This is a genomic window from uncultured Cyclobacterium sp. (assembly GCF_963977555.1).
Taxonomy (GTDB): domain Bacteria; phylum Bacteroidota; class Bacteroidia; order Cytophagales; family Cyclobacteriaceae; genus Cyclobacterium.
On record NZ_CAXBPD010000024.1, the window covers coordinates 75,337 to 101,034 of the forward strand.

Genomic DNA, 25,698 nt, shown 5'->3' on the forward strand with positions numbered 1-25,698 from the left:
TATTAATGTTGACGGTGAATTTTTAATAAATTTCAAAAACCCCATAATGGTGAACTAATGAAGTCAGGGATATGTAGCTCCGTTTAAGACCATGAGCAGGGCCAGATTTTGGCAGCAATGTTGCTTTTTTACTGCAACAATACTGATAAAATCTCAAACTAAATTAGCTTTAAAGGGATGGGTATTGACGGGTTCGAATCTGGGTTGGTTAATGTTTAATAGGTTTGATATTCTGATTGATATGAAAAAAATTATCAGGATCATATTTGGATTTTATCGACACCAATCTTTCATAATTATCTTTATAGGATGCTTTTATTTTAGCCTCTCCTTCTTCCATCATGAAATTCACATAAGCACCTCCCATGGCATAAGGAGTTAGGGCATTATAGAAATTTTTACACCAGTCGGTTATTTGTTGTGCATTCTCAGGTTCTGGAGCTACACCTACAAATACTTGCGCCCAGCGGGCATCTCTATTGGCCCATGCAGTAGCTTTATTTGACACTTCATGCACAGCACCATCAATTGGATACAGATGTGAGGTCGTATGGAAATTAGGAATTTCATTTCCAAATTCGATATTTAAATTAATCGCCTCATCCGTCAGCTCATTGAAATAATGTCCTCTCCAGTACCACTGCAGTCCTGGGGGATAAAGAGCATCGAACATGCTATTTAAGGCAGGCATTGGTATTTCTCCAACAAAATCTAAAATTGGAGGGCCAAATTCACGTATAGGTGCAAACACCTTTTCAGCTTCTTCTATTGGTCCGGTATAATTCCATACCACACCGCATACTTTTTGATTCCATAAATTTTCAGGAAAAGGTGCTGCTGGAGGCACCATTAAGAAAGCGAAAAATCCATAAAGATCATTTGATGCATTTTTGGTTAGCTTATCGTAAAATAGAATGGCTTCTTTGGCTTTTTCTATGGGCCAAAACATAGGTCCGGCATATACATTTTTAATAGGAATTAAATTGAATTTAAAAGAGGTAACCACACCGAAATTTCCACCACCACCACGTAGGGCCCAAAATAAATCAGGATGAGAATCTTTATTCGCCGTGACCAATTCACCAGATGCCAATACTACCTTGCATTCCAATAAATTGTCAATGGTTAGTCCGCCTTTGCGGCTCAAATATCCCATTCCACCACCAAGAGTCAACCCGCCAATTCCGGTACTACCAATTATCCCACTAGGCAGAGCCAAACCATGCTCGTGTGTTGCCTCATCCACCTCCTTTAATAAGCATCCAGATTGAATTTCGGCAGTTTTCGCGGTAGCATCAATTTCTATTCCTTTCATTTTTGATAAATCTATTACCAGCCCACCATCCACCAATGCCAGGCCAGCACCATTGTGCCCACCACTGCGAATAGCCATTTCGATATCGTTTTTTCTGGCAAATTTTACAGCTTTAATAACATCTGCCTCTGACTGGCAGTTGGCAATGGCTGCAGGTCGTTTATCGATCATTGCATTGTAGACAGCCCGGGCATCGTCATACCCTTTACTTTCAGGTGTTAATACTTCAATACCCGATGAGTCACTTAGATTGGCATAGTTCATGGACTTATAATTTAGAGGGTTTATTTTATGAGATAAAGCTATGATTTACTTTTCATTTCGACTGTCCTCAAGAGACCAAAATCTGTTCTAATTGGCTCACACCTTTTGAGCAAGGGATGGAGAAATTTGAAACTTTTCTTTAAATACCCTACTGAAATGCGAAGCATTATTAAAGCCCGATTCGAACACTATTTCACTTATACTTTTGGAAGTTGTTTCCAGAAGCGATTTAGCTTTTTTCAATCGTCTTTCAGTTATCCATTTTCCAGGTGACACTTTATAATACTGCTTAAAATCACGCTTAAAGGTGGACAAGCTTCTATTTGAAATATTTGCGAAGTCTTGTATTTTAAGGTCATACATATAATTTGCTTCCATTACTTCCCAAATAGGTGTTGGATAGCCATCTATAATTTGCATTATATAGGAAAGAATTTGCTTGTTTTCATGGTGGGAAAATATATTAAAAAGCAATTCTTTAAATTTACCCTCTAGAATGCTATCAGGCATTTCTTTGTCTCTTCCAAAATAGGGTAAGATACTATTGTAACAATTTCTGGTTTGATCATTTATAGTAAAAGTGCACATCATAGAAGGATCACTCTCAGGTAAATCATTCAATTTTAAATGGGGTCTAAACTCGTCAAATATGGATCTGAGATAATCATCCTTTAAATAGAAAACCAAAACATCCCAACCTTCATAATCTGGTGGTAATTCCTGTAAAAAAGCTGTTCTCTTTATTAGCATTCCCTTTCTGGAATCAGAAATTAAAGTTTCATTGCCATGTCTAAATAACCGCTCTCCGCTTAGTGTAAAAGTAAACTGGGAATGTTTGGCATATAGTTGCATGATCCTATCCCTTTGTGGACAGCTGTAATATAAAAACAGCGTGTCTTTCATTGAAAATTGCTGAAAGATTTCTGGATTGGCTTTTTGTATTTCGTAAAGATCCATGTTGAATAAATTTAGAGTACCCAAACTTTTTATACTACCACAATTAAAAAAGATAATCCTCCTTACTTCTGATACAATGGATTAAAAATCAGCCAAAGTGGCCTATATGATTCAGCAAGATTATCTACATGATTTCTAGTTTTCTTAAAATCCTATCACTGTCCACCAAATTCCGCCATTTTTTTACCAACATGGGCAATCACCTCATCGAACTCTTTGGTTGGATTAAAGTCGATTAATTTAATGTCTCTTTGCACAATAACAGTATGCCCAGAAGGCATGTAAAACACATCACCTCCTTCCAGTACTTCCTCCGTACCATCGTCGTATTTAACCAGCATTTCTCCTTCCAACACATACCCCCAGTGGGGACAATGACAGCTATCATTGGTTAAGCCATGTAGCAGTGGAGTGAAATCTGTGCCTTTAGGAAATTCATTAAAGCATACTGTCATGCCTCCCAAATCAGCCTGCGCACGTAATATGGTGTCTGGCGTTTGCATGGTTGTAGGTAGGTCCTTCTTATTAATTTTCATGGTGTTTTGGTTAATGGTTTGGATTTGTTCTTTGGCTTTAATAAAACATTGCGTGTTTCACGTTATTTAATTAAGCTTAAAATTATTTTAGTAAAGATGGTAAAAGCATAAAATTGGGCCTAGAAGGTATGATGCAGTAATGTTAAATTTTTAACTAGGCTTTAAATTATGGTGCAAAAAATTATTGCTTACCTGAAAAAACTACTTTTGAGAATTTAATCCTTTGTCGCTTTTATTGGCAGACCTATACTTGAAAAACCCACTTTATCGTAGAGTTCTATGTACCGGGGATGGTGTCTTATTGGAGTTAAGATCGGTTCTTCCCTGAGCCAGGTCAATTCCACTTCATGTCTGACAAATGATTTTTCCAGCCAGTCCAAAGCTTGTCCATAATCTTCCAAAATGCAAAAGTGTAATGCAATAAACCAAGCAGGACTTCCAGATGAACCATCCCTATAGCGTTGATACAGCTCACCCAAAAATTGCCTGGAGTCCTCTTTTTCCCCATCCATATGTGCATATACTGCATTGAACCAAACTAAAATTGGAGGGTAATCAGGATATTGCTTTAATAATTTATTCAGCTGTTTCTTGGAACTTTCATAATCCTCAAGATAGTAATACAATTTTGTAGATTCTCTTAAAAAAAACCAGTTGTCGCTGTACAGTGAATCAACATTTGCCATTATTTTTTTGGCCTCTACCGTTTTGTTCAACAGCATTAAAGCCTCTGCTTTAAACAAAAAATAAATACCCACAGTGGGGTCAATTGAAATGTGTTTGTCTGCAGCCAAAATGGCCTCTTTATACCTACCGGTTTTAATAGGATAGTCCACCATGATTGCCGGTGTGTTGTCAAAAAATAAACTTGTTAATTTTCGCTGGTAGTATTCTTCTACCAATTTAAAATCCCAATCATAATAAAAGTATCCAGTGTATAATTCCTCCTGCACTCCTTCATGGGAAGAATCAATTTCAAAGGCTATTAACAATAATTTTTTTGCATTGTCCCAAGCATATTGTTGATCGTAAATACCCCATACCAGGCCACCGAAACTCCAAATATTGGCCAAACCAACGTAGGCCTCTACAAAATTTGAATCCAGCGCTATGGCTTTTTCATAAAGTGAAATGGCATTTGAATAGGTTAATTTATTGGCCTTGTTCCTTTGAAATTCCCCATGCAAATAATAGGTATAGGCCTCTTGGTTTTGGGTGGGAATTTTTTGAATATCCTTCAATTCACTATCTGAAATAAAAACATTCATTTTAGAGGCAACTCTTTCTACAACTTCGGATTGTATCTTAAAAATTTCATCAACGTTCCAAACACTTGTAAATTCTTCAGACCACAATAGCTTATCTAGACCCGCATCCAATAATTGCAGGTTAATTTTTATGTGATCCCCAGAAATCTGCACACTACCTGTCAATAGATTCGCTACTTCTAATTCCTTACTAATTTCATCAGCTGATTTTTTAGTAGTCTGGTACTTTATGGTGGATGAGAAAGGCGTTACTTTATCAAATGCACTAACTTTTGAAAGACCTGAAATAACTGCATCTGTCATCCCATAACTTACATATTCCAAATCGTCATTTCCAGTCCAGTTTTTTAAGGGCAATACTGCAATCGATTTTAAACTCACCGTGTTTTTAAGAGAAACGTTCCCTCCATCCTGGCCAAGTATATTAAAATAGTAGAATAAAATCGAAAAGGATAATACTCCAAAAACCCCCAACCAAAAAAACCTTCTGTGAATAACAACATTGTTTCTTTCTGAAATTTGGGAAGCCATGGCAATTGTTTTCCTTGACATCGATTCGCTTAATGGCTCCAGGTTACCGATGCCATTTGCAATTTTAGTCTTTACCTCACCTGGTGGGAACCCGTATAACTTATGAAAACAAGTATTAAAATAAGTGGCACTACTGAAACCAACACGATAGGCAACTTCTGAAACAATAAGGTCCTCATGTTTCAACATTTCCATTGCCCTATTTAATCGGTATTCTCTTATAAACTGGCTGGTTGAGACACCTCTTAATTTATGCAGTTTTCGATGAAGACTTGACCTACTCATTCCAACAGCCTGGGCAAGACTATCAACACCGAATTGGTCATTTATAATGTTGGCTTCAATTTCAGCGATTAACCTATCGACAAGACTGTCGCCTGGTGATTTTGTCCATGGCTCTTTTGATAAATCATCAACCATCTTCAATCGGAATTTTAGTTTATTATTAAGAGGGTGACTTAAGTTAAGTAAAATATTTGGAAAAAATATTAAAATATTAGGCTTAAACTATTGACTTTCAAGTTCCAAAAATAAAAATTCTCTTTAACCCGGAAATAATAACAGGTATTCCAAGCTGCCGAGAAATTACCCTAAATCAAACAAACACTTAATTCAAAGCCTACCGATTCTGAGATAATGGTCGTAAAATTGTCATAAAAAAATAAAAAAAGCCCCTTCTCAGTTAATTAAAACCTAGAAAAGGAGCTATAGTTTAAAAAATTGAGAATAGCTTAAAAAGACTTATGCCATCTGATGATTTAATTTCATTTCAGCCAATTGGGCTTTAACTCTTTCTAAAACCAAGGCATTTTCCTTGGACCAGGAAAATTTAAAATCCTGATAATAAGCTATTCCTTCAGATAAATTTTTCTTGAATTTATTGACATACACCTCCACTTTCTTTCCATTTTCAGGCAAGGCATTTTCTATGTCTGTTCTGAGATGCTGCAAATAGAGTTGCAATTCCTTCACAAATACATGCGGACGTTCCGGGTCTAAAGTCAGGTTCACCTTGCCGTAAATATGGTCTACCATTTCCTTTAAGCTAAAAGCCCCTTTGAAATAGGCCAGGTTTGGGCCTGGGCAGATGGTTACAGCTTTGAGGTTCCTTCTGGGTGTTTCCCCAGCGCTCAACAATGCAGGAGCACCTAAACCTTCACAGAGGCAATCTTTCTCTAAAACCTCAGCCAAAACTGATTCCGAAATATCACCAGCCTCCCATTGTTTGACTTTTAAGTTTTGGTATTGTCTGGATGCCGTGCATATTGGCTTATCGGTAAATTCAGTATTGGAAGACAGGAGCTTTTTATAGCAAGGACTACCGGGCCTTCCTTTTGTAATTCTTTCCTTCCGTTGGGCTTCAGCAGTGCTTGTTCTCAGGTTATTGAATGGCACGCCCAAAGGAGAGGCCCTACTCAAGTAGAAATCTGACTTTTTGGCCTTCAGCAGTTTATCAAAAGTCTCTTTATCTACACTTGTGGCTTCAGGAACCAAAAGGAAGGGACTGCCCCAACCGGTGCCATCCAATTCGTATTTCTCCATCAACATGCGGTTTTCATCCGAATTACCAATCCCTCCCTGGTACGTGATTTTGAGTTTGATATTATTTGGCAATAATGGCTGATTCTTTTTACTCAAAGCAGCTTGACAGATCGCCCATAATTCTTCTTTAAGACTTTCTTTATTATTTTTAAAACTATCTAATATAGGCCCCGCAAGAAATCCATCCGTTGCAAAAGCATGACCACCACAATTCAAGCCGGATTCTATTCGGTATTCATCCACCCATAATCCTTTTTTTGCTAAAAACTTTCCTTGAATCAAAGCTGATCGGTAATCCGAAACTTTTAAAATAATCGGCTTTTTAATGAGACCATTTTCATTAGGAAAAAAATCTTTAAACTTCTCTGCATAGCCATATAGGGCAGGATTCATCCCAGCAGAAAACACCACCCCCCCTCTCACATTACTCTCTGCAAAGCCTTTTAATGCAAGCAAAGCATCTGAATACTCCCTTGGCAATGCGTTTCCTTCTTTATCGTAATTGAGCTTGTCTACCTTGGTCATTATATTGACATCAATATTACCTGGGACAATTGCCTCCCTTAAGCATTGTTGGAGACCAAGTTTTTCTTTACCTGAAGCAAGCTGCATATTTAAATACAGAGAGCTTAGGGGATGATCAAAAGGCAATAAATTAAAGTACTTGTCTATTTCCTGCCCTTCTCCAAAGTTTTGACTTTTTATTTCTTCAACTTGGGCATCAACAGTACTTTGTAAAAAATTAAGATAGGCCTTGATCCGCTTTGGTCTTGAATTATCAACGTTTTCATTTATTGGCTCAAATTCCTCCTCATTGGTATAATGGCTACGCATGTCTTCCAACAATTGGTCATCCATGATGGACACTACAGATGAGATGCCGAAACGAGCAACATTTATAGGGGTGTCTACAGTAAAACCCAGTCCCATAACAGGAATATGAAAATTATGAATTACAGCCATTTTGTTAACTTTAAATTGTATGCTAAGCTCCTAGGAGAAGCTTGAGATTGAAAACAAAATTACCTTTATCCTGCTGCTAAAAGTATTAGCTATCTCAGCTTATAAACTGACTTTTGTCAGGAAATAAACAAAGCAAGCTGAGCACCTTAAAAAGCTAAACCTTCAAACTTCGGTAGAGTGCCCCCCAAGGTTCTCTCATCTTCCTGGAAAGCATTTGATTGGCAGCAAAGTTATCTTTAAACTGCTCCCTTTTCGGATCCCAAATCAGGTCCTGCTCCAACATCATGGCAATATTCCCCAAATGGGCAAGGGTAATAGACCGGTGGCCTACCTCTGCTGGAGCCACTGTTTCTTCACCAGATAATAGGCAGTCTATAAAATTTTCAAAGTGGTTATCACTTACGTAGAGTTGTGTTTCTTCAGGACCAATCACTGTGTTTTTCAGGTTTTCAGGGTTGATTTTATGATCTCCTCTTGTGGCCCAGGCAGAGCCCTCGCTACCTTGAAAAGTCACGCCAAAATCTTTGTCACTCTGGATGATTAACTTAAGCCCATTGTCATAAATGCACTCAAAATAAAACCTTGTAGCCGTATTCCAAACCGGATGATCTGACCAAACCGCTTGGGCATTTTGAATTTTTACCGGACCGGTGAGCTCAGTACCCATTCCCCACTGGGCAATGTCGGGATGATGCCCTCCCCAATCTGTGACATTACCACCTGAGTAGTCCATGTTCCAACGAAAGTTTACATGGGTTCTACAAGGACTATAGGGGGCTTCAGGAGCAGGACCTAGCCACATGTCATAATCAAAATCCTTGGGCACTGGAATGGTTTCCGTCAAATGACCCGTCTTTCCAAAATCAGGTGTCCCACCGGGAAGTCCGCAAGTGACAGTATGTAGCTCTCCCAACCTCCCATTTCTCGCCAACTCACAAACCCTTCTGAAATGATAACTGGATCTTTGTTGGCTGCCTGTTTGGAAGGTGACTCCGTATTTTTTCACGGCATCACTCATGGCCCTTCCTTCGTCTACAGTAAGTGACAGTGGTTTTTGGCAATAGATGTGTTTACCTGCCGCTGCAGCCATCAACACAGGTATAGAATGCCAATGGTCGGGAGTGACTACTTCTACAGCATCTATGTCTTTATTTTCTAATACTTCTCTAAAATCAGTATAACCAATGGCAGATTGATAATTGGAATTGTTTTTTTCTGAATAGTGCTCGTCCACTACTTGCATGATATAATCTCTCCCTGCTACTTTACCATTCCAATATCCTGAACTTTTTTTATTGACATCACATACAGCTGTAACCTGAACCCGTTTATCTGCCAAAAAATCTTTGACATCATTCCCCGCCTGATTCCCAGCACCAATAAAGCCCAGGTTAATCCTATCGGAGGGTGCCACAAAACCGTTTTTCCCAAGCGCTGATCCGGGTATGATGGTGGGTATTGTAAGAAGGCTACCAGCTGCCAATACCGATTTCTTTAAAAAATCTCGTCTCAAGTTTTTCATGCCTCAAAATAATGTTAATTCGACAAACTGACAAACGAAATTTTAATAATTCAATACAAGACAATAGTATGTCTCCTCGTTAGAAAATCAAACTATCCGACTTAATGAGCAATTGACGGATGGGTTGTATTTTTTGATCATAGCAGTGCATGTACCTCATTTTGTAAGGCAGGCACCACTTCATCTTCAAACCATGGGTTTTTCATTTGCCAGATTCTATTTCTGGGTGAGGGATGGACCAGAGGAAAAAACTTCGGAAGGTAATTTTGGTAGTTCCTTACCGTTTCGGTAAGGGTTTTCTTCTTTTCTTTTCCAAGGTAATAATTTTGCGCATATTGGCCTATCAACAATACCAATTGAATTTTTGGCATTTCATGCAGTAAATCGCCATGCCACTTGGGGGCACATTCGGGCCTGGGTGGTAAATCCCCACCCTTTCCCCTTCCGGGATAGCAAAAGCCCATGGGCACTATTCCGAAAACTTCAGGATTATAAAAAAGTGCTTTGTCAACGTCTAGCCAAGCCCGAAGGTTCTTCCCACTTGCATCATCCCAAGGCACACCGCTGGCATGCACCTTGGTTCCCGGGGCCTGCCCAACGATTAGAATTTTACTTTTCGAATGCGCCGACAAAACCGGCCGAGGACCTAAAGGAAGATGTTTTTCACAAATCCTACAAGCGCTGATTTCTCTAAGAAGCTTTTCCATAAAAGTCTTTCATTTACCAAAAGATAACCGGAAATAAATAAAATTGGTCATTTTAAAATTCACCCAAATATTCTTTCAAACAAAATAAACTTGATAAATAGCCCAGCTTTTTATCCATCAATCCCTTTAGGATCGGGGGTTCATTACCCGAAAGTCCTTTTTTGGCTGAGAACTAATATAAATCCGTTGCAAATTACAGCAGATGCATCATTTTTAAGACTAGTTTATACTTCCGTTTCCCATGCCTCTACCTTGCTGCTCCAGCATTGGCACAGGCAATGATCAATAAAATTGATCCTATGAAAAAATAGACGACCCAGTTTTGAATCGCCTATTGGGAAAGGGTTTAAAATATTTATTTAATTCTGTCTATAGGGCCATGTCATAGCCACCAAACCTTCTAAGGTTATAGGTAACTGTTAGCATAAAAAATTGCTTTAACACCTGTGTCCTTACGTCTTCTATGTAGACATCGGTTACGTTTCTATTGATGCTCGCATTCTGATTGAATAAATCGAAAACGGTGAGTTTTAACTCCGTTTTATTGCTAGGTGGAATTCTATATCCAATATCCATATTCGTTAACAAAATACTTCTATCAAACGCATCTCCCAATCCTGTGTAAAGTTGGTGGTTAACACTAGTCCCTACAAAAACACCTCCAATAAAATTCCAAAATAGGTCAGCTTTGGTGTTGTGGGTATAATAATTATTCTCCAAACTTTCCTGCAAACTGCTTCTTACCCAATTGAAGGTTCCTCGTGAGGACAGGTTAAAATCAACGTTTTCACTAATATTACTGCTTAGGTTAATTCCCTGTCGGTAGGAGGTGTTTTTATTGTTGTTCAATTGGCCATTGATAATTCCCGGACGGTTACGCGTGGTAAAACTAGAATTAACACTCAGGTTACTTTTCATGAATTTTAGCGGAAAGCCATAACTTCCATATATCCGGAAAACATAGTAATTGTCAAGGTTTACCGGCTTTGTAAATTGCCCTCCCTGGGCCAAAGTCACATCATTCTGGATAAGGGTATCCTGAGTAGCAATAAAGGTTTCATTACCAATATAATCATTTCTGATATTTCCATAAAGGAAAAACATCCAAGAGCGATTGGTTTCAGGATTGATAATCCTATACCTGGTAAACAGTCTATGGCTGTACTCTTGGTTAAGGTCAGGATTACCAGTCGAAAGTTGCAAAGGGTTGGCATTGCTTATCACATCTTGCAATTGTCCTATAGAAGGCGTGTCGGTATCAGTATTGTAATCAATTCTAATATTACTGAACTCCCCTAATTGGTAATTAATCACTGCTCGCGGAAGAATATTTGAAAACGATCGTTGGGTATTTTCAAAACCTGGGAATAACCTGTCGCTGTCGATGTATGCAGCCTCATAATTTAAGTTAGTGAAAATGGAAAGCTTTTCCGTCTTATAACTATATCCAGCCCCTCCCCTATGGGTAACATAACTGTTTTCAAACCTATTGGTCAAGGTGCTGTCGATCGCTATCAGACCTGTTTCAGCTTCCTGAATTTCTACGTCTTGGTTGGTGTCAGAATTGTTGTTTGAAACTCGGTATCCAAAACGAAGCCTTGATTTCTCACTTATAGGCTCATAAAAACTCAAGCCCGCATTATAGTAAAAGCTATTGTATTTATTTTCTTTGAATTGTATAAGGGAATCTACACTGGCATCCTGAAAATTAGTAGTGACAGCCACCAAATCAGAATTGCTATCGCTTTTATATTTACTTGTATAAATATAGGTAGAGAATGCCCTCCCCTCTTTGTCAAATTTATACCTGTAATTCAAAGAATTGGCAAAACTCATGGATTCTCTAGAAGAGCTGGTCTCGTTTTGATTCCTGTTTATAAAGGTATTCTCATCATAAAGATTGTATGCATCCCTGAGGTTAACAGAATTCCTAAAGTCTAAACCTATTCTGGGCTTCAAAACCAAAGCATGTTTTTCATTAATTTCATAGTCTATTCTTGCGCTAAACCTATGGCTTTGCGTTTTTGTATGGTAATTCCTGTCCTCATTGTACAATTGAAGACTATCATCTGGTAGAATATATTCTCTGGAAGACGTTCTGTTCAATACATTGTCTCTGTCGTTAAAAAGGTAGTTCCCTGAAACCTTTAATTTCTCATCTAGGTACTCATCAGAAAAATTCGCTCCCAGGGCATTGGTATTTGTAATTCCAGGAAGTTCACCTACCGTTAAACCATCATTTGACCCTCCACTACTACTTTCAAGACTTCCCAACTCCTCTCCTCCAAAATTTTGTTGGTTAATATTATTACTCAAACCTAAAATAGAGAGCCTTTTTGCCCCATTGAAGAAATTCATGTTTCCTCCAGCAATATAATTATTGTCTGTACCGTAGCCTCCGTAAAATTTACCGAACCTACCCGCTCGCATGTCGGGCTTGGTTATGATATTTATTGTTTTAATGGTCTCCCCATCATCGAAACCTGTCAACCTTGATTCTTCACTTTTTTGGTCCAGAAATTCAATCTTTAATACGACCTGTGCAGGAAGGTTCTTTAATGCAGCTGCAGGATTGTCTCCAAAGAAAGGTCTTCCATCAACCAAAACCTCCATCACTTCTTCACCCTGCACTTCAATCACACCGTTTTGAATCACCACACCGGGCATTTTTCGCACCAATTCATCTGCATCAGCCTCTGGCCTGGTTTTAAAAGCATTTGCATTGAATGCCACAGTATCTCCTCTCACCTCTCCGGTTAGCGCGTCGGCGGACAATTCAAAGGCCTCAAGTTCCTGACCATCACTTACAATCTCAAAAACGCCCAGATCACTTCCCTCAGGGGAGGTTATCTGTTTTTGAAATGTTTGGTAACCAATAAATGAAAGTTCGATTAGAAAATCTTTCATTATAGGTCTGTCAACTTTAAATTTCCCGTCAAAATCTGTGTAGGTTGATTTCAAAGTTTCACCATCCTGGTTTTTTAAAAAAACATACGCACCGAACAGCGGTTCTTTGGTTTGACTGTCTATGATGGTTCCGGTGAACTGCTGTTGTGCAAAAACACTGGAAATACTAAGGATGAAAAGAAGGGTAATAAATAGGGGTGACTTGATCGACATGAAGTAATAAATTATAGAAATAACAATTGGCTTGATTTTAAATCTTAGGCAAATTGACAATGAATTGATAACATTCAAATGACAATTATGCCAAAGTGACCATGACGGGTTTGTAAGGCAAATTACCTAGATAATTAAAGGAATCGTTTTCCAGAGCAAATCAAAAATTCATCATTAAAAGACCTCAAAATCTCGTAATGGAAAATAAATACCCATTTAATTTCAACAAATAGGTAAAATTTGTTTCTGACAATAAGTACTTTAAAGCTTTAGAGAGAAAATTCTTTTGAAGGGGATTTGCATTAAAAAAAAAGTCCTGTTACATTTGTGACACTAAAAAAGAGCAAGTCTTTTTTAATCTTATGATTGGCCGATGGTGTAACTGGCAACACGTCTGGTTTTGGTCCAGAAGAGTCCAGGTTCGAGCCCTGGTCGGCCAACAGTCCTAATCCCAAGTTGAATCCTTCAACTTGGGATTTTTTTTGCCAAAAAAACCCAATTAAATCACTTGTAAAAATACGATCTGGAAAAGTTTTAAGGATTCAATTGTAAAACTTATTCTAATTACTTCTGGGTAAACCAGATTAATACAACTATAATATCTATTGCCATCGACCCACCCCGTAAACTAAATATATAAGATTTTGACCTCTGGTGGAACTGGGCAATCCTTTTTGTCTTTGGGGATAGATTTGGAAGACATGGAAAAGTCAAAGATCTCATTTCCGCATATAGACACTGTTCCTATGAAGATTACCTCTCCTGGCAGTTGGACGAAATGGTAGAATTGATCCGTTGGAATGTATTCAAGCAGGGTGAAGCAGCGCCCAGGATCCGGCAACAAAAAAGGAGACTTGTCTGTTGATTTTGACAAGCCTCCTTTTATCAGGAAAAATACAATTACAGACTAAGCTTAAAGCCTCCATTGACTACAAAACCATCCACGGGAGCATAGATATCCCTGAACTGGGGATCGCTAATATTGCCGGTGTAAATGGTGTCAAACCTGGTCTGACGGGTATCCAACATGTTTTCAAAATTTAGAAAAAGGGAAAAATACTTCCCTATTTTCTTTTCAGACATGATACCCATGATCCAATAGGATTGCCCGGTACTGCCATCTGAAAGCTTTTGAGGGCTGAAATAGTAAGCTTCCATTCCAATCCAGAAATTGCCATGCTTTTCATACATCAGTACATTGTTCAACCTGTGTTTGGCCACCAAAGGGTATTCAGTGGTTTCATTGTCATAATGTTCGTTTACATCTGCAAAGGTATACCCCACAAACAGTTTGAAATCATGGTAACTCCACTTCATATTGGCTTCCAAACCTTGGGTGTTGATATAGCCTTTAGGTTGGGTGAACGCATACATGCCATTTCCGTTTGACTGCAATAGCATCGGATCATCGATCTGTGTGTAAAACAAGAGTGCATTGGTACTTAAACTTAATTCATCTGTCACCGGCCATTTGTAATTGACATCTAAATTAACCCCTGTAGAACGCTCTGCACTGGTTGTTGAAAAGTCTATGGGTAGAATATTCCGGAAGTGCAGCCTTTCCGTATCTTCGGTAAACTGGGTGGGTGTTTTATATCCAAGCCCCCCTCCTGTCCTGAAAGTAAGCCTTTCACTTGGCTCAAACAAAAATGAAAATCTAGGAAGCAGGTAAGCTCCATATTGACTTTGGTAATCTCCTCGCAAGCCAGTTTCCAAGGTCCACTGCTCAGCCATGTTCCAAGTGTTTTGAACAAAGGCTCCGGTAGTGGTATTGGAAAACCCCAGGTCATTGTTCGGATCGCCTTGACTTTGATCGAAGTTTTCAGTCCATAGGTTCCCTCCTACAATCCACTCCACCTTTTCACCGAAGGTGACATAATTCAGTTCTGAAAAGGAGGACACCTGCTTTCCACTAAAAACATAGCTGGGTATAGCGATGGTCCTATCAAAAAAACTAATGCTGTTTTTCAGCTGAATGCGGGAATGGTCGGAAAAACGATGGGTAGCATCAAACTGGGTAGACAAGCGATCCGTTTCATTGGATTCAAAATATCCTGATTCCGTATTGCCTTCGACATAATCCATATTGCCCCCTAGCCTATCTTCAGTAGTGAAATTAAAGCCAAGGTTAATTTCCGTTGCTTCATCCAGGTACCAAAACATGCGGGGGTTGATGGTATACCGCTCAAATTCAGGAATCGCTGTCAGCCCAATACCTGCGGGGTCATAGGCTGTCCCCTTGTTGTAAGAGGCAAATACAGTGGTTCCAATTTTACCGTATCTTTCCGAATAGAAGCCACTCAGATCCAAGCCTAAAGCTGAGGTCCCGTTGACCATAAAATTTAATTCTCTGTCTTCCCCGGGGGTTTTGGAAATAAGGTTTACCAAGCCTGCAATGGCTCCTCCACCATAGAGTGTAGAAGAAGCCCCTTTAATCACTTCTACTTGCTTGAGGTCAAGGGGAGCAATCTGCATCAGACTTAATCCCCCCGAATAACCGGAATACAATGGAAGACCATCTCTAAGCAATTGGGTGTATTTCCCATCCAACCCTTGGATCCGGATGCTTGAATTATAACTGGTGGCTGAGGTCTGCTGGGTCTGGATTCCCGTGCTTTCATTCAATAGCATTCGAATATCCCCCGGTTTCATGTTTCCTTTTTCCGCCAATTCCTCGCCTGCAATAACCTCTACTCTTGTAGGGATATCTTCAATGGTCCTGCCACTCCTGGTGGATGAGACGACTATCTCTTCCATTTCTTCATGGCCATGTTCCAAAAATAGGGTCAGCTCCTCTTGTTGATTGATGGGAAAGGATTTTTCTAATGCTATAGCTTCATATCCCAAGTGCGTTATTAGGATAGCATAAGTCCCATTAGGGATTCCCTCTATATTAACCTTTCCTTGGATATCACTGGAAGCTCCTTTCTCCAACTCCGGAAAGTAAACGGACACACCAAATAGGGCTTCCTTTGATTCCTCATCCTTGATCGTAGCTGTAAATGTGCTCTGTGCCATAGCCGTACCATAAAGGCAAAGCAAAATCAGTATTGAGACAATGTGTTTCACGGTAATTAATTAATAGTTAATTGATTGAAAAATTGTATTTGGTAATTAAACCTGAAATAAGCAATGGCTATTCCTTCCATCTCATCTAATTGCAAGGATATTTAACCGTATTAAATAATTTTAAGACTTTAGCTACTGGTTATTGATATCTCTTCCTGTTCATTTTTGGCTTGATCCAAAAACGAACCAACAAGATCAAGGCTGTATGTAAATCTTAACGCAAAATGAATACTCACTGGCTAAACAAAAAAAACTCCGCCGAAAAGGCGTCAGACAGCTTTTTTGTTCTTAACGCCATTGAGCAATCCATTTTACTAATTTCCATAAGGCCAGATAGATGAAAATAGCATTGATATAAATCAGCTTCAAAATGATGCTTTCCGATGTCTTAGAAATCTGGTTTAAATTACCTCAATGTAAATAGGTAGGTTAAACCTTTGGTGGCTTGAAAAATAATTTGACCAGAGAAAAAGGTTTGAATTCCGTTATTTTACTAAAAGTCGTTTGGCTTACTTTCTGAAATGGTAAAGGTGGAAACTCCACTTGTTGAAGTACAAAACCCGGGCAATGGCCACAGGTAAAGAAGGGAGAACATAATCCTGAATTGGGCAAAGTTCCCTGTTCAGTAGCATCAGCACAAGCTCGTCCATTATCATCTGAACAATTGTCCGCGGGAGGGCAACAAGGAAGTAATGAAAGCGACAGCACAATGGGTAGCATAATGGCTATGACCAATCTCATGCTAAAAAGGTGCTTTTTGTTCTTTTGTTCGATTCTCTGCATGCCAAATGATTGGAAATGAAATTTCCGCATTAGTTAATTTGCTGGACAAAGTTATGGAATTCTTAATCTTTTAGCCCAAATTATTTAACAGAATCAGTAATATGGCGGGGAAAAAGAAAATAAGGCTATTGAAAACTTAAGGTTTAGCATTGGTAAATTTGTCTATCCAAAAGGTAAAGCAAAAAATAGCAACAGAAAGACTTATTTTGTCCGCCGTGGCGGATCACAGGGTAATAAAGGAACCATGGTCTATTTTGGGTTTTAAAACCTAGCCGAAAAGGACTGTTTACCTATAGGATAAATGATAATCACCATAGAAATACATCATGGATTAATCAATCACAGCAGTAGTTATGCCATTAAATTTGTCCATTTAATTGCTGTTTGAAAATTTTATCAATGCAGTGCAAAGTTAAACCCGAAATATGCAATAGACAATCTATTACGTGCTGAAATCGCTTCAAAATCAGCCACTTCGTTGCTGTTTTCAATTTCACCATAGCGGTGCTATGCTAAAATCTCCAAACAGCCTGATTTTCTTGCGATTGCAACACTCATCACGAATCCTATTACATAATCCGGGTTAAAATCTCCAAACAGCTTGATTTATATACCACGGGATAATGAATTGCTTAGGTTCTGATTTCTCTCCTCATAAAAAGGTAATAAGAAAATGCAAAACAGAGCAAGGTAGCGGCTATTAGCCCTGTTAACTGTGGCCAAACGATCATCAGGCTTTCCTTGAAAGGCAATGGAGAAGGGATTGCCCCTGCCATTTGTTCCATGGTAACAGGCCCCAAACTCCGAACAGAAGGCATTAACAAGGTGGTTGTTGCATCTGCATAGAGTTGACTGGGAGCCAGTCTTAGTAAGTTCAATATTAAGTCGTTTAGGTGCATTACTTGGATTGGATTCAATTCAGCTGAATCCGGAGTAAGCACGGTAACCAGCATATTGATAACAATCTGATAGAATACCGTAAAAAACAACCAGATACCAATTGCTGTAAGGGCAGAAGTGGATGACTGCTTAAAGAAAATGGAAAGTAAAATAGAAAGCCCCAACCAAAAACCTACATATACAGTGCAGAGCACCATAAAACTTAGAATTCTTAGCAGCTCTTCCAATTCTATCATTACTCCGGTAATCACCACCGCCCCTCCAATCATCAGCAGGGCGAGAGAAAAAAGCAATGTCCCGACAAGAATAAGCGCGCCCACAAATTTGGATAACAACAAATTGTCACGATAAATGGGCTGAGCCATAATCCTCGTCAAGGTACCGTTTTGTTGTTCAGAATTAATGGCGTCAAACCCTAGGCTGATCCCTAACAATGGCCCCAAGAAATTCAGAAAAACATGGAATGGAGGCAATGTTCCTTCAGTAGTAGTCAGTATTTTAAGGTACAAGAAAAGGCTGTCCAAATCTTTGACCTTGGCTACGGCATCCCTAATATTATTCATTGCCACGGCAGTAGCTCCCCAAAAGGTAAGCAGGACAAGCACCAATAAAATGATAAACCGCCAACTTCGAATATGACCCGATATTTCTTTTCTTACCAATATCCAGAAGGGATTTTGCTGATTATCGTCGGCCGCAGACCTTTGTTTATCCAAGGAATTTATTATTGCTTTCATTGATTTACATTCTCCTTTATATTGTTGTCAAAATACTTTTGATAAATATCCTCTAGCCCATACTCTTTCTTATGAACCCCTGTAATAGGATATCCTTTTTCCACCAAAAACCGGACAATATCAGGTGTAATATCCTCGCTTCCTGAGACCCAAATAGCATGATCATATACCGAAACTTCTTTAACAGTAGGTAACTGAAGTAATGCTGCTTCGTCCTTCCACGGCAGGTCAATAGGGTTTTTAAAGCTTACATTTACTTCAAAGGATTTACCTGAAAACAAGCTATTAGAAAGCGAAGCTATATCCCCTTCTATCAGCAGTTTACCTTTGACAAAGATCCCCACCCGGTCACATACTTGTTGGACCTGATGAAGGTGATGGGAAGAAAGCAATACCGTAAGCCCCTTTTCCCTGCTTAGACGTAAAATTAGAGACAGAAACTCCTTCACCCCACTCGGGTCAATCCCTAATGTAGGTTCATCCAATACCACAACCTCAGGTTTTTTGATAAGTACTTCTGCCAAACCCAGACGTTGCTTCATACCCCTTGAATAGGCTGCCGTTTTTTTATGAATGGCCTCTGCCGGCAAGCCAACAAGGTCCATTACGGCTATCGCCTCTTTTTGGACTTCACTTCGTGGAATCCCGTTCAACTCCCCAATAAACATCAGGTTTTCCAAGGCAGACATGCTGTCATAAAACCCAACATTGTCCGGCATATAGCCGACGACTTTCTTTACGGCTATAGGATCCTTGGTTGAATTGATTCCACATACATGAGCAGTTCCTGCACCGGGTTCCGTAAGTCCCATCATCATCAGAATGGTGGTGGTCTTTCCCGCCCCGTTTGGTCCTAGCAAGCCAAATATTTCACCTTTGTTAATGGTGAGATCCAACTTTTCAACCGCAGTGAAAGTGCCATATTTTTTCGTAAGCCCTCTCAACGCTATTACCTGCTTATCCATGACCTTTTTATCTTCTTCCGAACTTTCGAATCAGTATATAAACAAAACCAACAGCTATCAATATTATTAAAATACCGATACCACCGGACAATAGGGATGTTTTGACGGTTACCCTATAAGTAGCCGTACTTGTGCTTGTAGCATTTTTGGCAGTGAATTTACTTACATAATCTCCTGATAATGTTTTATTTGGGACTGACAAAGTAGCGATCACATCCGCTGACTTTCCTGGAGCAAGCTCTTCCAACTCGGAAGGAGAAAAGCTCACTTCCCATTTTGGAGGCGTATTTGAAGTAAGTGATATTTCGTTTAAAGGGAGTGAACCTGTATTTTTTACTTTCAGGTGGATTTCAGTACTTTTCCCTTCAGTAATACTTTCACTTAAACGACCGGAAGGAGTTGTTAACTCGATCTCATAAGCACCCTCCACAACTGCCTCAAGTTCCAAGTCCAAGGTCTCATTCCCGGATGTAGCTTCAATAGGGAAAATGTATTTTTCAGGTTTAGCACCATGGGCCGGTTTCACCTCAACAGTAATACTCTCTGATTTATTTGGTTCCAAGTTAATAGAGGTGACCTGACTACCTCGAGCTTTAAAAACCAGCCTCCAACCTTCAGGAGGTTCAGCATTGAGATCGTATACTTTTGTCTTGTCTGAATTGTTTTTTAGCGTGGTCTGAAAACGAAAAGTCTCATTAACCGGTGCCTCTATATTGAATAAACGCGCTGTTAATGAGGATTCAGCATTTGAACCTTGCGCAGAAACGGCAAACGAAAAAAACTGAAACAAAAGAACTATTAACAATGGAAGAAACCATTCTTTGCCTCTTCTAAGGCCTTTTTTTTGTAAATAAACGGCTGACATAATAATAAATAAGTGAAGTTTATAAATTAAATTAATAAAGTAAAATCTCTGTCTATTTATCGTATGATAGCTATTCTGATAGCGGCTTCAATTTTAAAATGGAAAGAAAAAAAATACAAGCAATTAACTTTTTTTAACAAATAAATGCTAAGACCTAGGGAAAGTATTAATTGAGGTTTATAATTCATGGATCTGTTAGAGTTGACCCCATTTTTTGAACTTCTGTACCGGTGCATGAGCTTGTTGAAGGCAAACGAAAAGGTGTACGAGAATCCCTTTGTTTGCTCGCTTTTGTACTGAGTCAAGACCTAATGGGGAGGTGGGGGCTTAGAGACTTGAAAACTATGGGATTTAGACACAGGAAGCTCGAAGGGTGCTTTTATATTGGAGAAAATATTGGCTTTATTAATTCCTTGTTTTAAATAAGCAAATCAAAACCCTACTTTGGATACAACTATCTTTGGATCATAGAAAATAGTTTCCTTTTCGAAAATTATAAATCATAACACATTATGTGTTATATAATTATTTAATAAAATCAATGAATTGTAAAATCACAGTTTTATATTTGTATATATAAAAATAATAAAAAAGAATTTACTCCTTGATTACTTAATCATTAATCGGGTGGTAAATGTTATAAAAATAAATTTTAAATTAAATAAAAAACTAAATGATTGAAGAAACTAAAATAATTATTTCTTTTGCTAAACTTGTGATGGAAATTCTTGACTGGCTACACGAAAAAATGCAACTAGGTAAAAGTTATCGTCCTAGCTGCATTTAGAAAATAGTTATACATCAATAAATAACTAGATAAAATTCAATAATAGGATAATGTGTTGATTTGGGGAGATGAGAACGAAAAGAAATTAAATCGAGTGGGGAAAGTGAAGTTATCTGTATCAATTAAAAGAGATTTAGAAATATTGATAAAATTTGTGAAATTTTAAATTTATATGAGAGGCATCAAAAACTGACCACTTGCTTGAAAAAATGAAGGATGGGCGTATATTTTCTATTTAATTGAAATTGACTATCTAATTTAATTTCAGGTTTTTAACTATGTATTAAATGGCATAGGTTTGTAGTATCAAAGTTAGTTATGAAAGAAACAAACTCATCTAAAACTTGGGGGGTACTTTAAAAACTATAACAAGTATAATATTAAATATATTAATGATGGTCATATGACGATTTTAAAATATACTTAGTAAATTTGGGTAACAAACAAAATGAAGGAAGAATTGATCCTTCGAGGTACAACCCATACGGAGTTGGATGGTAACCAAAATGTAATTTAAAAAATAATCAAGATTAAATGGTAGAAGAAATTAGTATTCTTCTTTCTATTGCTAAGCTTGTAATGGATATTTTTGACATGCTGCATGAAAAAATGCAGCTTGGTCAAATGTATCGGCCCAGCTGCATTTAGAAAGATAATTTACATGTAATTATGCCCCCCTTATGGCGCTTTGAAGAGCAAAAACACTTTGATGAGGGCAATTTGTTTTAAGGTATACCTCTCTGTTGCTGCGGAGAGGTATTTTTATGCTACAATAGTAATATTATTATTACTTTTTTCCTACTTTTTTTGCATTAGATTCTTTTACAGGTTCTGGAGGATTATTGATAAGTCTATAAAAAATCATTTTAAGGGTTTAATAAGGAATGTGAATTTTAGGTTTCTCAGCTTCTGATTTTACGCCAGAACATGTTGGTGGTAGGGATTGAATGATAAAAACAAACAGTAGAATCTTGGTCATTTGACTGGTGAAATTGATTTATTGAAATAAATGTTAACATTTTATTTTAATATGATCTTTTGAAGTATTAAGTTACTTTTATTCAACGCTTCAGTTACTTTCTCTTCATAAAATAATAGTTAAACACAATAAATTAACTTTTTTTTAACAATTCCCCACTTAAAAATTGTTCATTACCTTTTGCTCCATTTTTAAGAAAATTGTCTTATAGTTTATGAGGGTTTTCAACTTCCCATTGATTAAATTTAAGGCGATGAATGAGAAAAACAAGCTTATAAATTCTGAATTTAACCTTCTCAACCATAACTTGGAAAAACTGGTTTTAATTGGTTTTTGCACCCTCTTTTCTATCCTTTTCATTAATCTTTACACCCCTTTCAGGATAGATCAATGGGAAGCTGACCAAGGATTGTCCCAATTTATCAGACTTTCAGGGTTTGGAATTATTGGGGGAATAGTTTTGAGTCTTTCTCAGTTCGCCTTTAAACCTTTAATTCTAAAAAGGGAACCTAAAGTGCTTTATTTTATTTACTGGACATTACTAGAAGTTTTGGCCCTTGCCCTTGTTTTCTATGGATTGTATGGCAGCCATAGTTCCAATTTCTTTTCTGAATATCTTATCAGCCTGAAATATACTTTTCTGGGATTATTGATCCCCTATACATTAGCTTTATGTTTCATCTTCATTTTCCGTAATCAAAATGAAGGTCAAAATCAACCGGAATCGATCACCTCCTTCCATAAGATAATAAGCTTGAAAGATGAGTACGGAAACCACAGGTTATCTTTGAAATCCTCTGACATCTTATTTATCGAAGCGGCAGATAACTATTCTGTCATTTACTATAAGGACAGGGATACAATCAAAAAAGAGATGCTTCGGAATTCTTTAAAAGCCCTTTCGGAACAACTTAAAAACTACCCCATAAAAAGGTGCCATAGATCTTATCTGGTCAATGTGCAAAATGTAAAATTGGCAAAAAAAGCTTCCGGTAAAGTCAGCCTTCACCTGGAAGGAAGCGCGTCAATCGTCCCTGTATCACGCAAATTCACCCCTGAGTTCGATCACTTATTACACTAACACTTGTCATTCACCCCTAAATAGTGGCTTAAAACCCTATTTTTCATACTGCAGCTGCACAGCACTTACCTTTGTTTCATTATGTATAACCAAAACATCCTATCATGAAAAATTTAAGTGCATTATTACTGTTATTATTCGCTGTATCATTTTTTAATCAAGAGGTAAAGGCCCTTGAAATACCTTCTAAATATGAAGGCATATGGGCATACGAATGCTATGATGCTCCCTACCCCTATCACGAAGGCACTGTTCTTATTGCTAACAAGGACAAGTCAACCACAGTAAAGCTTACTTTTAAAAACGGACAATCCGTTTCAGGGAAAAATGTAAAGATTAAAGAAGGGAAATTATCCTTTGAGGTATATGTGGAAGGAAATATGGTGAAAACGGTACTGGAACAAAAGGGTGAAAAAGTAATTGGAAAGGCCAATTCACCTGAGGGAGTTATGAACTTGGTGGTTAAGAAAAAGGTAGAAAAATAAGCGTTTCAAGGAATAGCCGGTTCTTAGAAAAATATAAGCCCAAGGCCCAAAAACCTTGGGCTTTTCCCATTTTATAAAGAATAGCCTATGATAGGACCTAATCCCGGAAAAAACTCAATTTGTAGCTTTCTGGTGTTACTGAGCTTTGCAACACAGCCTTCCCCTACATTGGTAGATTTGCCCAATTATTGCTATCTTTAATAGTCAACTTCGGTTTGCGCAAAATATGGAAAAAACAAAAGATAAAGTCAAAGAACCCTTTTCTACCTATGGCAGCTATTCCTATTCAGACTACCTCTCTTGGCAGCTGGATGAAATGGTAGAATTGATTCGGGGAAAAGTATTCAGGCAGGCGGCAGCTCCTCGTCGAATCCATGAAGAGCTTACGGTAGCCTTGGTTACGAGAATTCATGGATTTTTAAAAGGAGGAAACTGTAAAGTGTATACCGCCCCATTTGATGTGCGTCTTCCGATCTCTTCCAGAAACCATAAGGACATTGATACGGTGGTGCAGCCGGATCTCTGTGTGGTCTGCGATCCGGAAAAGCTGGACGAGTTAGGCTGTGTAGGTGCTCCGGACTTGGTCGTAGAGATTCTCTCTCCAGGAAATAATAAAAAAGAATTACAATTGAAATATGAAGTGTACGAGGCCTCCGGAGTGAAGGAATATTGGGTGATCCATCCTGACGAGCGAACCTTGCTGATCTATACCCTGGAAGCCGAAAAATACCAACCTTCCCGACTCTTTACCTTGGGAGATTGGGTCAAGTCGCAGGCTCTCCCCGGATTTGAATTGGATTTGGATGAGGTGTTTGGAGAGTTATAATTACAACTTACTAGCTTTCCAAAGTCCATCCAAATAGCATTGCCATTTTAGCCCTTTCATTGATAAACCAAACTCCTGTCACATTAAAGCTCTTTCTATAACTCCTTATAAATACGTTGGGTATCTATTGTTTTTATAAATTCAATTGTAGCCTTTAAGGTTTAATGCTATTATTGTGGTTAAAACACACAAGAATTAACCCAAGATGAACAAATATATCCTTGCTTTTGCCTTTCTCAGCAATTTAACCTTTACTATTTCCTGTTCAGAAGGCCAAAAAGATAATCAGGCTACGGAAGATAGTCCAAATAACTTTTTGCATGACAAAGCGTTTTTAGAAAAATTTGATCCAAATCTTGTAGAGCTAAGCACGGAAGACAAGCAGGCCAAAATTCTGGTATCCCCTAAGTACCAAGGAAAAGTTTTCACCTCTACCGCAGCAGGAGAAAATGGAGAAAGCTTTGGCTGGATAAACTATAAAGCATTTGAAGGCCCATTAGACCAACACATGAATGCCTATGGAGGAGAAAGTCGCCTATGGCTAGGACCGGAAGGAAACAAGTACTCTTTGTACTTTGAACCGGGAAAAAATATGGTTTTTGAGAATTGGCACACCCCTGCAGCCATTGATCACGAACCCTGGGAGAAAACAAAGGCCAGCCCGAGAGAAATAGCCATGGCCAAATCAACCTCCATTACCAACTATCAGGGTACCGAGTTTCAATTAAAGCTTCAACGAACTGTTGCACTTCTGGAAAAGGAGGAAATCTTAAAAAACACTGCTTTGACAGCTGATGTGGCTGACATCAAAATGGTAGGCTATTCCACCATCAATTCCATTCAAAACACAGGCGATTTTCCATGGACTCAAGAAACAGGAGCCCCCTGCCTTTGGGTTTTGGACATGTTTAGGCCAAGCGCGAAAACCACCATCGTATTACCTCTCAAGCCCAATGAAACCAAGGAAGGGATCACCACCAACTATTTTGGGGAAATTCCGGAGGAAAGAATTGCGATTACAGATAAGTACCTGTTCTTAAAGGCCGATGGCTTAAGCAGAGGCAAAGTGGGCGTATCCCCTGAAAGAGGGCTTCCTATGGCCGCCAGCTATGACCATATCAACAAATTATTGACCATCACTACCTTCAATATATCATCTGAATTGCCCTACCTTAATCAGGAGTGGAACACCGAGGCTGATCCTTTCAAAGGGGATGCGGTCAATGCCTATAATGATGGCCCCTTGGAGGATGGCAGTCAGATGGGGCCGTTTTACGAATTGGAGAGTGTTTCTCCCGGAGCCTTTCTTTCTCCCGGCCAAAGCATGGAGCATTTCCACAACGTATACCACTTCACCGGAAACGAAAATGCTTTGGATGAAATTACGCAACAATTATTGGGAATTTCTATTGCAGAGATAAATAAGGTGTTTTAGTAATGATTAATTGTTAATTGTTAATTGTTAATTGTTAATTGTTAATTGTTAATTGTTAATT

General features: G+C 38.5%; 18 protein-coding genes and 1 tRNA gene. 5 read left to right on the forward strand and 14 right to left on the reverse strand.

The annotated features are described in order from the left end of the window. Positions 1-208: 208 nt before the first annotated feature. The 8 genes from AAC073_RS22310 to AAC073_RS22345 form a co-directional block, all read right to left on the reverse strand. Positions 209-1,579 (reverse strand): FAD-binding oxidoreductase, encoded by a 1,371-nt coding sequence (locus AAC073_RS22310; RefSeq protein WP_339926039.1) that lies wholly within the window; start codon positions 1,577-1,579, stop codon positions 209-211. A 96-nt stretch (positions 1,580-1,675) separates the two neighbouring features. After that, positions 1,676-2,536: a helix-turn-helix transcriptional regulator gene (locus tag AAC073_RS22315; RefSeq protein WP_339926040.1), complete on the reverse strand. Its 861-nt coding sequence runs from the start codon at positions 2,534-2,536 to the stop codon at positions 1,676-1,678. Between the two features lie 155 nt (positions 2,537-2,691). After that, the gene (locus tag AAC073_RS22320; protein ID WP_339926041.1) at positions 2,692-3,072 is read right to left on the reverse strand and encodes a hypothetical protein; all 381 of its coding nucleotides are present in this window, start codon (positions 3,070-3,072) and stop codon (positions 2,692-2,694) included. 215 nt (positions 3,073-3,287) lie between these two features. Then, a complete protein-coding gene (locus AAC073_RS22325; protein WP_339926042.1) occupies positions 3,288-5,291 on the reverse strand; it encodes a helix-turn-helix domain-containing protein in 2,004 nt (667 codons plus the stop codon). A gap of 321 nt (positions 5,292-5,612) precedes the next feature. Then, a complete protein-coding gene (locus AAC073_RS22330; RefSeq protein ID WP_339926043.1) occupies positions 5,613-7,376 on the reverse strand; it encodes a hypothetical protein in 1,764 nt (587 codons plus the stop codon). Between the two features lie 154 nt (positions 7,377-7,530). Further along, positions 7,531-8,898 carry a Gfo/Idh/MocA family oxidoreductase gene (locus tag AAC073_RS22335; protein ID WP_339926044.1) on the reverse strand — a complete coding sequence of 456 codons (1,368 nt, stop codon included), beginning with the start codon at positions 8,896-8,898 and terminating at the stop codon, positions 7,531-7,533. A gap of 137 nt (positions 8,899-9,035) precedes the next feature. Continuing rightward, positions 9,036-9,605: a uracil-DNA glycosylase family protein gene (locus AAC073_RS22340; protein ID WP_339926045.1), complete on the reverse strand. Its 570-nt coding sequence runs from the start codon at positions 9,603-9,605 to the stop codon at positions 9,036-9,038. A gap of 369 nt (positions 9,606-9,974) precedes the next feature. Beyond that, positions 9,975-12,725 carry a TonB-dependent receptor gene (locus AAC073_RS22345; RefSeq protein WP_339926046.1) on the reverse strand — a complete coding sequence of 917 codons (2,751 nt, stop codon included), beginning with the start codon at positions 12,723-12,725 and terminating at the stop codon, positions 9,975-9,977. A gap of 367 nt (positions 12,726-13,092) precedes the next feature. On the opposite strand from AAC073_RS22345, the gene AAC073_RS22350 reads away from it, so the two are divergent. Continuing rightward, a tRNA-Gln gene (locus AAC073_RS22350) sits at positions 13,093-13,165 on the forward strand. A gap of 188 nt (positions 13,166-13,353) precedes the next feature. On the opposite strand, the gene AAC073_RS22355 is transcribed toward AAC073_RS22350, so the two are convergent. The 6 genes from AAC073_RS22355 to AAC073_RS22380 all read right to left on the reverse strand — a co-directional run bounded on the left by AAC073_RS22355 (position 13,354) and on the right by AAC073_RS22380 (position 20,044). Continuing rightward, positions 13,354-13,599: a hypothetical protein gene (locus AAC073_RS22355; protein WP_339926047.1), complete on the reverse strand. Its 246-nt coding sequence runs from the start codon at positions 13,597-13,599 to the stop codon at positions 13,354-13,356. A 26-nt stretch (positions 13,600-13,625) separates the two neighbouring features. Further along, the gene (locus tag AAC073_RS22360) at positions 13,626-15,794 is read right to left on the reverse strand and encodes a TonB-dependent receptor (protein ID WP_339926048.1); all 2,169 of its coding nucleotides are present in this window, start codon (positions 15,792-15,794) and stop codon (positions 13,626-13,628) included. A gap of 429 nt (positions 15,795-16,223) precedes the next feature. Continuing rightward, a complete protein-coding gene (locus tag AAC073_RS22365) occupies positions 16,224-16,577 on the reverse strand; it encodes a hypothetical protein (RefSeq protein WP_339926049.1) in 354 nt (117 codons plus the stop codon). A gap of 632 nt (positions 16,578-17,209) precedes the next feature. Further along, entirely contained in the window at positions 17,210-18,214 is a 1,005-nt protein-coding gene (locus tag AAC073_RS22370) for an ABC transporter permease subunit (protein ID WP_339926050.1), read from the reverse strand. Next, positions 18,211-19,179, reverse strand: a complete 969-nt coding sequence (locus tag AAC073_RS22375) for an ABC transporter ATP-binding protein (protein WP_339926051.1) — start codon at positions 19,177-19,179, stop codon at positions 18,211-18,213. The genes AAC073_RS22370 and AAC073_RS22375 overlap by 4 nt, the downstream gene beginning before the upstream one ends. A 7-nt stretch (positions 19,180-19,186) precedes the next feature. After that, entirely contained in the window at positions 19,187-20,044 is an 858-nt protein-coding gene (locus AAC073_RS22380) for an NEW3 domain-containing protein (RefSeq protein WP_339926052.1), read from the reverse strand. Between the two features lie 2,019 nt (positions 20,045-22,063). On the opposite strand from AAC073_RS22380, the gene AAC073_RS22385 reads away from it, so the two are divergent. The 4 genes from AAC073_RS22385 to AAC073_RS22400 all read left to right on the forward strand — a co-directional run bounded on the left by AAC073_RS22385 (position 22,064) and on the right by AAC073_RS22400 (position 25,637). Next, positions 22,064-22,891, forward strand: a complete 828-nt coding sequence (locus AAC073_RS22385; RefSeq protein ID WP_339926053.1) for a LytTR family DNA-binding domain-containing protein — start codon at positions 22,064-22,066, stop codon at positions 22,889-22,891. A 104-nt stretch (positions 22,892-22,995) separates the two neighbouring features. Then, entirely contained in the window at positions 22,996-23,376 is a 381-nt protein-coding gene (locus AAC073_RS22390; RefSeq protein WP_339926054.1) for a hypothetical protein, read from the forward strand. Between the two features lie 226 nt (positions 23,377-23,602). Continuing rightward, complete coding sequence (locus tag AAC073_RS22395) at positions 23,603-24,202, forward strand: Uma2 family endonuclease (RefSeq protein WP_339926055.1); 600 nt, start codon at positions 23,603-23,605, stop codon at positions 24,200-24,202. Positions 24,203-24,407: 205 nt separating this feature from the next. Continuing rightward, positions 24,408-25,637 carry a DUF6786 family protein gene (locus AAC073_RS22400; RefSeq protein ID WP_339926056.1) on the forward strand — a complete coding sequence of 410 codons (1,230 nt, stop codon included), beginning with the start codon at positions 24,408-24,410 and terminating at the stop codon, positions 25,635-25,637. Positions 25,638-25,698: the final 61 nt, after the last annotated feature.

Excerpts from the sequence above, each read along its gene's own strand:
- AAC073_RS22320 (WP_339926041.1), bottom strand. The coding sequence starts at position 3,072 with ATGAAAATTAATAAGAAGGACCTACCTACAACCATGCAAACGCCAGAC.
- AAC073_RS22395 (WP_339926055.1), top strand. The coding sequence starts at position 23,603 with ATGGAAAAAACAAAAGATAAAGTCAAAGAACCCTTTTCTACCTATGGC.
- AAC073_RS22400 (WP_339926056.1), top strand. The coding sequence starts at position 24,408 with ATGAACAAATATATCCTTGCTTTTGCCTTTCTCAGCAATTTAACCTTT.
- AAC073_RS22365 (WP_339926049.1), bottom strand. The coding sequence starts at position 16,577 with ATGCAGAGAATCGAACAAAAGAACAAAAAGCACCTTTTTAGCATGAGA.
- AAC073_RS22370 (WP_339926050.1), bottom strand. The coding sequence starts at position 18,214 with ATGAAAGCAATAATAAATTCCTTGGATAAACAAAGGTCTGCGGCCGAC.
- AAC073_RS22330 (WP_339926043.1), bottom strand. The coding sequence starts at position 7,376 with ATGGCTGTAATTCATAATTTTCATATTCCTGTTATGGGACTGGGTTTT.
- AAC073_RS22340 (WP_339926045.1), bottom strand. The coding sequence starts at position 9,605 with ATGGAAAAGCTTCTTAGAGAAATCAGCGCTTGTAGGATTTGTGAAAAA.
- AAC073_RS22390 (WP_339926054.1), top strand. The coding sequence starts at position 22,996 with ATGAAAAATTTAAGTGCATTATTACTGTTATTATTCGCTGTATCATTT.
- AAC073_RS22310 (WP_339926039.1), bottom strand. The coding sequence starts at position 1,579 with ATGAACTATGCCAATCTAAGTGACTCATCGGGTATTGAAGTATTAACA.
- AAC073_RS22345 (WP_339926046.1), bottom strand. The coding sequence starts at position 12,725 with ATGTCGATCAAGTCACCCCTATTTATTACCCTTCTTTTCATCCTTAGT.
- AAC073_RS22380 (WP_339926052.1), bottom strand. The coding sequence starts at position 20,044 with ATGTCAGCCGTTTATTTACAAAAAAAAGGCCTTAGAAGAGGCAAAGAA.
- AAC073_RS22315 (WP_339926040.1), bottom strand. The coding sequence starts at position 2,536 with ATGGATCTTTACGAAATACAAAAAGCCAATCCAGAAATCTTTCAGCAA.
- AAC073_RS22385 (WP_339926053.1), top strand. The coding sequence starts at position 22,064 with ATGAATGAGAAAAACAAGCTTATAAATTCTGAATTTAACCTTCTCAAC.
- AAC073_RS22335 (WP_339926044.1), bottom strand. The coding sequence starts at position 8,898 with ATGAAAAACTTGAGACGAGATTTTTTAAAGAAATCGGTATTGGCAGCT.
- AAC073_RS22375 (WP_339926051.1), bottom strand. The coding sequence starts at position 19,179 with ATGGATAAGCAGGTAATAGCGTTGAGAGGGCTTACGAAAAAATATGGC.
- AAC073_RS22325 (WP_339926042.1), bottom strand. The coding sequence starts at position 5,291 with ATGGTTGATGATTTATCAAAAGAGCCATGGACAAAATCACCAGGCGAC.